This window comes from Nocardia amamiensis NBRC 102102, from assembly GCF_001612745.1.
In the GTDB taxonomy this organism is placed as follows: Bacteria; Actinomycetota; Actinomycetes; order Mycobacteriales; family Mycobacteriaceae; genus Nocardia; species Nocardia amamiensis.
In genome coordinates this window covers 1-7974 of the sequence record NZ_BDBA01000040.1, presented here as the reverse complement: position 1 = coordinate 7974, position 7974 = coordinate 1, and the positions used below count along the sequence as shown (strand labels likewise).

At 69.7% G+C, this 7974-nt stretch carries 9 protein-coding genes and 1 pseudogene; 8 read left to right on the top strand and 2 right to left on the bottom strand.

Annotated elements, in window-relative coordinates:
* From NA4_RS41350 to NA4_RS10555, 7 genes and pseudogenes are all read left to right on the top strand, one after another.
* Positions 1-586: pseudogene (locus NA4_RS41350) on the top strand (hypothetical protein); the annotation flags it as partial.
* 112 nt (positions 587-698) lie between these two features.
* Positions 699-1562 carry a lytic transglycosylase domain-containing protein gene (locus NA4_RS10575; RefSeq protein ID WP_067467839.1) on the top strand — a complete coding sequence of 288 codons (864 nt, stop codon included), beginning with the start codon at positions 699-701 and terminating at the stop codon, positions 1560-1562.
* Positions 1563-1581: 19 nt separating this feature from the next.
* A complete protein-coding gene (locus NA4_RS10570) occupies positions 1582-2718 on the top strand; it encodes an Mrp/NBP35 family ATP-binding protein (protein WP_067467836.1) in 1137 nt (378 codons plus the stop codon).
* Positions 2719-2937: 219 nt separating this feature from the next.
* Positions 2938-3258 (top strand): DivIVA domain-containing protein, encoded by a 321-nt coding sequence (locus NA4_RS10565; RefSeq protein WP_067467833.1) that lies wholly within the window; start codon positions 2938-2940, stop codon positions 3256-3258.
* Positions 3255-3830 carry a DNA-3-methyladenine glycosylase I gene (locus NA4_RS10560; RefSeq protein WP_067467830.1) on the top strand — a complete coding sequence of 192 codons (576 nt, stop codon included), beginning with the start codon at positions 3255-3257 and terminating at the stop codon, positions 3828-3830. The genes NA4_RS10565 and NA4_RS10560 overlap by 4 nt, the downstream gene beginning before the upstream one ends.
* A 156-nt stretch (positions 3831-3986) precedes the next feature.
* Positions 3987-4154 carry a DUF3117 domain-containing protein gene (locus NA4_RS39000; RefSeq protein WP_011211259.1) on the top strand — a complete coding sequence of 56 codons (168 nt, stop codon included), beginning with the start codon at positions 3987-3989 and terminating at the stop codon, positions 4152-4154.
* Positions 4155-5030 (top strand): putative RNA methyltransferase, encoded by an 876-nt coding sequence (locus tag NA4_RS10555; protein ID WP_373862773.1) that lies wholly within the window; start codon positions 4155-4157, stop codon positions 5028-5030. It abuts the gene before it with no gap.
* Positions 5031-5159: 129 nt separating this feature from the next.
* Here NA4_RS10555 and glgA read toward each other — a convergent pair whose 3' ends face one another.
* Entirely contained in the window at positions 5160-6317 is a 1158-nt protein-coding gene (gene glgA, locus NA4_RS10550) for a glycogen synthase (protein WP_067467841.1), read from the bottom strand.
* A 137-nt stretch (positions 6318-6454) separates the two neighbouring features.
* On the opposite strand from glgA, the gene glgC reads away from it, so the two are divergent.
* Positions 6455-7669 (top strand): glucose-1-phosphate adenylyltransferase, encoded by a 1215-nt coding sequence (gene glgC / locus NA4_RS10545; RefSeq protein WP_067467826.1) that lies wholly within the window; start codon positions 6455-6457, stop codon positions 7667-7669.
* On the opposite strand, the gene NA4_RS10540 is transcribed toward glgC, so the two are convergent.
* A complete protein-coding gene (locus NA4_RS10540; protein WP_157128936.1) occupies positions 7666-7932 on the bottom strand; it encodes a hypothetical protein in 267 nt (88 codons plus the stop codon). The two genes, glgC and NA4_RS10540, sit on opposite strands and share 4 nt — an antisense overlap.
* Positions 7933-7974 lie beyond the last annotated feature (42 nt).

The following is a 7974-nucleotide window of genomic DNA, read 5'->3' as shown; positions in this document are numbered from 1 at the left end:
GCTGGCCTCGGCGGAACCCTTCCGCAGCGCACCCGGATTGCTACCGGGTCAGCTACCGGGCCCGGCCCAACCCTCCGGCATTGCACCCGAGCAGCTACCCGGCTCGGCCGACCCCGAGGCTGCCCGCCGTCCCGGCGACCCGAATGCCGGGACCGCTGGGCAACGCGCCGCCGGTGACCCGCGGGCCGCTGGGTGCATCCCACCTGGCACCGGCCCGGGCACTCCCGCGCCTGGCGCACCCGGACACGACACCGCTCCCGGCACATCCCCTCACGCCGCACCCGGCGCACCTGGACACGATCCCGCTCCCGGCTCATCCCCTCACGCCGCACCCGGCACACCCGGACACGACCCCGCGCCGGGAGCGCCCACCCACGCCGCACCCGGCGCCGCCGCGCCAGGCGCACCCGGACACGACCTCGCGCCCGGACACGCCCCTGCGCCGGGAGGCAACCCCGAAACCTCCACCGGCCCCGAACCCGAACCGGCCACCGAACCCCAACCCGCGCCTGCCCCTCCGCCCGGCATCACCCTGCCCTTCGGCATCGTCATCCCCCTACCCGGACCGCCCGCGCCCCCCCAGTGATTCAAACCTGCTATCAGATCACGAAGCAGTAACAAAAAGGTCTCGGGTGCGGTAACCTTCCCTTCATCAATAACGAAGGGCTCACAGCGAGCCATGGGAGGGTCACCACACCGTGGGGCGTCACCGCAAGCAGCCACCCGCCACCGCTAGGCGGAGCTCCGTTATCGCATTGACCGGACTGGTTCCCGCTGGGCTCGTAACCGTCACGTCCGCCTCCGAAATCGGAGCGGCCCCGCCCCTCGCGGTCGCGGTCCAGACGCCGGACGACGATCAGGACGCGCACGGCGCCAGACCACAGACCGCGAATCTCCTGGCCGCACCCGAATTCGTCGCTCACGCAATGGCGAAGCCCGCGCCCACCGCGACGCCGATAGTGAAAACCGTTGCGCTGCCGCGTGATCGGCAACGCGCGACACTGCCCGCAGGACCGATGGGCATTCCTGGTGTCGCCGTCGCGGCATACCAGAACGCGGAACGCATTCTGGCCGCACAGAATCCGGTGTGCGGCATGCCGTGGTCGCTGCTGGCCGGCATCGGGCGGGTCGAGTCCACCCACGCGTTCGGCGGCAAAGCCGATGCCGACGGCAACCCGCTGAGCCCGGTCTACGGCCCGGTGCTCGATGGTTCGCTGGCAGGTAACCAGGTGATCGGAGACTCCGACGACGGCGCGCTGGACGGCCTGGGCGGTTACGACCGCGCGATCGGCCCGATGCAGTTCCTGCCGCAAACCTGGAAGCGCTACGCCGCCGATGGCAACGCCGACGGCATCGCCGATCCGCAGAACCTCTTCGACGCCGCGCTGACCGCGGGCCGATACCTGTGTGACGGCGGCTTGAACATGCGCGATCCGGCTCAGCGGTCCAAGGCGATCCTGCGCTACAACCACTCCATGGCCTACGTCGCGAAAGTCATGTCGTGGGCGACCTCCTACAGCACGGAGACCGCACCACGGGCCGGAGAAGCGCCCAAAGTTTGACACGCCTAAAATTCCTGCCATGCCAGTGGTTACGGAAGCGGATGTGCGGGGTGTCCTCGCGAAGGTCGACGACCCAGAGATCCGCAAACCGATCACCGAACTGGGCATGGTGAAAAGCGTCACAATCGGCGCCGACAGCAATGTCCACGTGGAGATCTATCTGACGACGGCGGGCTGCCCGCTGCGCACCGAGATCACCCAGCGGGTCAGCAGGGCCATCGCCGACGTTCCCGGTGTCGGCGCAGTGACCGTCGACCTCGACGTGATGAGCGACGAGCAGCGCACCGCGCTGCGCAAACAACTGCGCGGCGACTCGGCCGACCCGGTCATCCCCTTCGCCCAGCCCGGCTCGCTGACCCGCGTCTACGCGGTCGCCTCCGGCAAGGGCGGGGTCGGGAAATCCAGCGTCACGGTGAACCTCGCCGCCGCCATGGCCGCGCGCGGTTTGTCGGTCGGCGTGCTGGACGCGGACATCTACGGCCACTCCATCCCGCGCATGCTCGGCACCGACGCCAGGCCGACGCAGGTGGAGCGGATGATCATGCCGCCGGTCGCGCACGACGTGAAGATGATCTCGATCGCGCAGTTCACCAAGGGCAACACCCCCGTGGTGTGGCGCGGCCCGATGCTGCACCGGGCGTTGCAGCAGTTCCTCGCCGACGTGTTCTGGGGTGACCTGGACATCCTGCTGCTCGACCTGCCGCCGGGCACCGGCGACGTCGCCATCTCCATCGCCCAGCTGATCCCCGGCGCGGAGATCCTGGTCGTCACCACCCCGCAGCCCGCCGCCGCCGAGGTGGCGGAGCGGGCAGGCGCCATCGCGCTGCAGACCCGGCAGCGCATCGCGGGCGTGGTGGAGAACATGTCCTGGCTGGACCTGCCGGACGGCACCCGGATGGACCTGTACGGCTCCGGCGGCGGCCAAGCGGTCGCCGACCGCCTGACCCGCGCGGTCGGCGCCACCGTGCCGCTGCTCGGCCAGATCCCGATCGAACAGGCGCTACGCGAATCAGGCGACGAGGGCACCCCCATCGTGCTGCGCGACCCGGAGAATCCGGCCGCCAAGGCACTGCTCGAGGTGGCCGACAAACTCGCCGTCCGCCGCCGCGGCCTGGCAGGCATGTCACTCGGCATCGACACCACCCGCTCTGTCTAATTTGCAGCGCCTGCGGCGCTGCGTGTTCGCGGCCCCGGGAAGTCTCGCGTCCGAGCGGGCGAGACTCGCGCCTGCGGCGCATGCGCTTCGCCCACTCGGACGCGAGACGGGCCGCGAACGGTGCTCGTAAGACTCGCACCCGACGGGCCGGAAGTGCGTTGATCTTGATCGAGCATTGCCCGAACACGCAGCACCGCAGGCGCTGAATAGGATTGCAGCATGCTCACCATGCTGCTGTACGTGCTGATCGTCGGCTTGGTCGCCGCGGTGCTGTTTCTGCTCGCCAGTGCGGTGTTCGGGCGGTCGGAGGAGCTGGGCCCGCTGCCGGAGGGGACGACCGCCACCGTGCTGCCCGTCGAGGGGATCACCGGGGCCGACGTGCGCGCTCTGCGCTTCCAGCAGGTGTTGCGGGGGTACAAGGCCGGTGAGGTGGACTGGGCGCTGACCCGGCTGGCCGCCCGGATCGACGAGTTGCAGCATCAGCTGGCCGAGGCGCAGGCCGCGCGGTGGCAGACGCCGATCGCGCCGGAGTCGAAATGACGGCGCCCGACGACGGGCTGGTCCGCTGCTCCTGGCCGCTGGAGACCCAGCTGTACCGGGACTATCACGACTACGAGTGGGGCAAGCCGCTGCACGGCGACGACGCGCTGTTCGAGCGGCTGTGCCTGGAGGCGTTCCAGTCCGGCCTGTCCTGGCTGACCATCCTGCGCAAACGTCCGGCCTTCCGTGCGGCGTTCGCCGGGTTCTCGATCGAGCGCGTCGCGGAGTTCGGCGACGCCGACGTCGCCCGGCTGCTGGCCGACGCGGGCATAGTCCGCAACCGGCTCAAGATCGAGGCGGCCATCGCCAACGCCAGGGTCGCGCGGTGCCTCGACAACGGCTTGGACGAGTTGCTCTGGTCGTTCGCCCCGCCGCCGCGCCCGCGACCGCGCACCGGCGCCGATGTGCCTGCGACCACACCCGAATCCGCAGCCATGGCAAAAGAATTGAAACGACGCGGGTTCCGCTTCGTCGGCCCGACCACGGCGTACGCGCTGATGCAGGCGACCGGAATGGTCGATGATCACCTGGCCGACTGCTGGGTGGGCAGCACGGTCTCCGGCACCGGCTGACCGGTCAGTTTTCGAACTCAGCTATCCGTCCCCATCTGCGATAGGGAAGAATGGGACGGGTGTAGCTCGCCAAACGCCGGCGGGCTCGCTGGTTGGTGACAACTGGAGTTCCAAGAAAGTGCGCAGCAGACCGCGCAGATCTGGAGGGAGCAGAGGATGGCGGCCATGAAGCCCCGCACCGGGGACGGTCCCCTCGAGGCAACCAAAGAAGGGCGTGGAATCGTCATGCGGGTTCCACTCGAGGGTGGCGGGCGTCTGGTCGTCGAACTCACGCCGGACGAGGCGGCGGCGCTCGGTGACGAACTGAAGAGCGTCACCAGCTGAGTGGTCCAGGCTGATCACTCGGCTCTCGCCGTTGCCGCCGGTCTCCTGGCGTGCCCCGAATGCGTTCGGGCGCACCAGGACGCCCCGGCGCTCGCTCTCGAACCACGGGACCGGGCGCTGCGCTGTGCGCGCGGGCACAGCTTCGACGTCGCCAGGCAGGGCTATGTCAGTCTCCTGACCGGCGCGTCGACCAAGATGACCGGCGACAGCGCGGCCATGCTCGACGCGCGCGCCGCCTTCCAAACGGGGGGACACTTCGCGCCGATCGCCGACGTGGTGACGCGTGCCGTCATTGCGCGACGGACGGATGGCGCGGTGCTGGAAGTCGGCGCGGGCACGGGCTACTACCTCGCTCAGGTGCTCGACGCCGCTCCCCCGGCCGTCGGCATCGCGCTGGACGTGGCCAAACCGGCCGTTCGGCGGTGCGCTCGCGCCCATCCGCGCGTCGCGGCGGTATTGGCCGACGCCTGGCTCGGGTTGCCGATTCGGGACGGCTCGCTCGACAGCGTGCTGTCGGTATTCGCGCCGCGCAATCCCGGTGAGGTCGCCAGGGTCCTCGCCGAGGACGGCCGCTTCGTCGTCGCCACACCCACCGAACACCATCTCGGCGAGTTGGTCGGTCCGCTGGACATGGTGCGCGTCGATCCGGACAAGAACCGCAGGCTCGACGCCGCGATGACGGGGTACTTCGAGCCCGTCGAACAGACCCTGGTCGAGTATCCGATGCAGCTCCCCAGAGCCGATGTCGCGAACGTCGTCGGCATGGGGCCGTCCGCGCATCACACGGTCTCCGACGACGCGCGTCTGGCGCGGTTGCCGGAGAGCATCGAGGTAACCGCGTCGGTGGTCGTCGGCACCTACCGCCCGGCGGCCTGACCGCCGGTTGGTCGCGCTGGTCGTCGAGCGGCTGGACACGGCCGACGCGGTGGCCGCGGCGAAGTGGGCGGCGGCAGGCGAGCGCGGCATCGAGCCAACCGTCGACGATCCCGCTGACTCTGCGGTGACTCAGCCCTTGCGTACCTTGTCGTAGACGTCGACCGTCCGCGCCGCGATCTTCGACCAGTCGAACTCGGAGACCGCCCGTGCGCGGCCCGCGGCACCGAACTCGGCGGCCAGCACGGGATCGCCGGCGACTTCGTTCACCGCGGCGGCCAGCGCTCGCTCGTAGTCCTCGGCGGCGCCCGCGTCATAGTGCACCAGCCGGCCATTGCGGCCGTCCGCCACGACTTCGGGGATACCGCCGACATCGGACGCGACCACCGCCGTGGCGCAGGCCATCGCCTCCAAGTTGACGATGCCGAGCGGTTCGTACACCGACGGGCACACGAACACCGACGCGGCGGCCAGGATCTGCCGGATCTGCTCGGTCGGCAGCATCTCGCGGACCCAGAACACGGTGCCGCGCCGCCGCTGCAACTCCTGCACCGCCGCGGTGGTCTCCGCGGCGAGCTCGGGCGTGTCCGGCGCGCCCGCGCACAGCACGAGCTGGATGTCGGGATCGAACTCGCGGGCGGCGGCCAGCAGATGACCCACGCCCTTCTGCCGCGTGATACGACCGACGAACGCCACGATCGGCCGGTCGGTGCGCACGCCCAATTCCGCGAGCACCGACGGCGCGTCCTCGGGCGGCGGGCCGGGATGCCAGATGCGCCCGTCGATACCGTTGTGCACCACGTGCACCCGGTCCGGGTCGACGGACGGGTAGGCGTCCAGCACATCGCGGCGCATGCCCTCGCTGACGGCGATAATCGCGTCGGCGTGCTCGACGGCGTTGCGCTCCGACCACGAGGAGATCCGGTAGCCGCCGCCGAGCTGCTCGGCCTTCCACGGCCTGCGCGGTTCCAGCGAATGCGCGGTCAGCACATGCGGAACGCCGTAGAGGGTGCCTGCGAGGTGCCCGGCCAGCCCGGTGTACCAGGTGTGTGAGTGCACGACGTCCACCTCGCCGACGGCGTCGGCCATCCGCAGTTGCGTGGACATCATCTGCACCGCGGTGTTGGCGGCGTAGAGCGACGGATCCGGTTGGTGGACTACGGCATCCGTACGGGTGGCGCCCATGCAATGCACGGTCACCTGGCACAGGTGACGCAGATGCGCCGTCAGCTGCGTGACGTGCACCCCGGCCCCGCCGTACACCTCGGGCGGATACTCGCGGGTCAGCATCGCGACCCGAAGCCGGTCTCGCTCGCCGGAATCCACCGGCGCGCGTCCGCGATCCGTGCCGAAACTCACTGATTCAAACTAGACGTTCAACTGCTCGTGGGCCACTCACCACCGCTTTACCCGGTAGTTTGGCAGATGTGAGGAGCCAGCCGCACGTCCTGGGAATCGTGCTCGCCGGTGGTGAGGGCAAGCGACTCTTTCCACTCACGGCCGACCGCGCCAAGCCCGCCGTCCCCTTCGGTGGCGCCTACCGCCTCATCGATTTCGTGCTCAGCAATCTGGTCAACGCGGGCTTCCTGCGGCTGTGCGTGCTCACCCAGTACAAGTCGCACTCGCTGGACCGGCACATCTCGCAGACCTGGCGCCTGTCCGGTTTCGCGGGCGAGTACATCACCCCGGTGCCCGCGCAGCAGCGACTCGGGCCGCGCTGGTACACCGGCAGCGCCGACGCGATCATGCAGTCGCTGAACCTGATCTTCGACGAGGACCCGGACTACATCGTGGTGTTCGGCGCCGACCACGTGTACCGCATGGACCCGGAGCAGATGGTGCGCCACCACATCGATTCCGGTGCGGGCGTGACCGTGGCGGGCATCCGGGTGCCGCGCAGCCAGGCGAGCGCCTTCGGCTGCATCGACAGCGACGAGTCCGGCCGGATCACCCAGTTCCTGGAGAAGCCCCCGCATCCCCCGGGCACTCCGGACGACCCGAACGTCACGTTCGCGTCCATGGGCAACTACGTATTCACCACCAAGGTGCTGGTGGATTCGATCAAAGCGGACGCCGACAACGCCGACTCCGACCACGATATGGGCGGCGACATCATCCCGTGCCTGGTGGCCGCCGGGCAGGCGGGCGTCTACGACTTCGCCGACAACGACGTGCCCGGCGCCACCGACCGCGACCGCGGCTACTGGCGTGACGTCGGCACCATCGACGCGTTCTACGACGCGCACATGGATCTGGTCTCGGTGCACCCGGTGTTCAACCTCTACAACCGGCACTGGCCGATCCGCGGTGCGGCCGAGAACCTGCCCCCGGCCAAGTTCGCCCAGGGCGGGCTGGCGCAGGAGTGCATCGTCGGCGCGGGCAGCATCCTGTCCGCCGCTACCGTGCGCAATTCGGTGCTCAGCGCGAACGTCATGGTCGATGACGGCGCCACCGTCGAGGGTTGCGTGCTGATGCCCGGCGTCCGGATCGGGCGCGGCGCGGTCGTGCGGCGCGCCATCCTGGACAAGAACGTGGTGGTCGGCGAGGGCGAGATCATCGGCGTCGACTTGGCGCGCGACCGCGACCGGTTCGCCGTCAGCCACGGCGGCGTGGTGACGGTCGGCAAAGGCGTCTGGGTCTAAGGCGACCCCGGCTCGGGGGCGGGAGGGCCGATGCAGAATGGCGCGCAAGGGCCCGGGGTGCGCGGGACGGTTGTCTTCGAGGCGTCGCCGAAATCGGCGGTGCTGACCAAATAGACCGCCAGCACGGCGAACAACAGCACCGCGGCGAAGGCCACCATTGTCCGGCCCCAATGGATCGGACGTGGGCGACGCTCGTCCTCGTCCCACAGGAACATCATCACGGCACCGCACCCCTCTTCCGGACCCGCTCCGACCGCGACCACACCAGTATGCTGCTCACGACTGCACCTCGCTGACGCTCGGCT